The sequence below is a fragment of the Streptococcus sp. C300 genome, assembly GCF_000187645.1.
Taxonomy (GTDB): domain Bacteria; phylum Bacillota; class Bacilli; order Lactobacillales; family Streptococcaceae; genus Streptococcus; species Streptococcus oralis_CQ.
Map to the genome: position 1 here is coordinate 1 of NZ_GL732475.1, position 1,078 is coordinate 1,078.

Annotated in this window: 1 pseudogene; it reads left to right on the plus strand. The window is 38.7% G+C overall.

From position 1 onward, the window contains the following. Positions 1–1,078: pseudogene (locus HMPREF0849_RS09920) on the plus strand (agglutinin receptor); the annotation flags it as partial.

Genomic DNA, 1,078 nt, shown 5'->3' on the forward strand with positions numbered 1-1,078 from the left:
TTTGATTGCTTTGGCAGACAAAGCAGTATTTGCTGATGAAGTTACAGAGACAACTAGTACAAGTACGGTTGAGGTAGCTACTACAGGGAACCCAGCCACAAATCTACCTGAAGCTCAGGGTGAAATGAGTCAAGTTGCCAAAGAAAGCCAAGCTAAGGCTGGTTCTAAAGACTCAGCTTTGCCAGTAGAAGTATCATCAGCTGATTTGGATAAAGCAGTTGCTGATGCAAAATCTGCAGGAGTTAAGGTAGTTCAAGATGAAACAAAAGACAAAGGAACAGCCACAACTGCTACAGAGAATGCTCAAAAGCAAGATGAGATTAAAAGCGACTATGCTAAACAGGCTGAAGAAGTAAAGACAACAACTGAAGCATATAAAAAAGAAGTCGCAGCTCATCAGGCTGAAACAGATAAAATCAATGCTGAAAACAAAGCAGCGGATGACAAGTACCAAAAAGATCTAAAAAGTCATCAAGAAGAAGTTGAAAAAATCAACACTGCTAATGCAACAGCTAAAGCAGAATATGAGGCTAAGCTAGCACAATATCAAAAAGATTTAGCAACTGTCAAAAAAGCAAATGAAGATAGTCAACAGGATTATCAAAATAAACTTTCAGCTTACCAGACAGAATTAGCTCGAGTACAAAAAGCTAATGCTGAAGCTAAAGAGGCTTATGATAAAGCAGTAAAAGAAAACACAGCTAAAAACGAAGCGCTTAAAGCTGAAAATGAAGCTATTAAACAGCGTAATGAAACTGCAAAAGCGAATTATGAAGCAGCGATGAAGCAGTATGAAGCAGACCTTGCAGCTATTAAGAAAGCTAAAGAGGATAATGATGCTGATTATCAAGCTAAATTAGCAGCTTATCAGACAGAATTGGCACGTGTTCAAAAGGCTAATTCTGATGCAAAAGCAGCCTATGAAAAGGCTGTTGAAGAAAATACAGCTAAAAACAATGCTATCCAAGCTGAAAATGAAGCTATTAAGCAGCGTAACGCCACTGCAAAATCGACTTATGATGCAGCGGTGAAGAAATATGAAGCAGATTTGGCGGCAGTTAAGCAAGCAAATGCTACC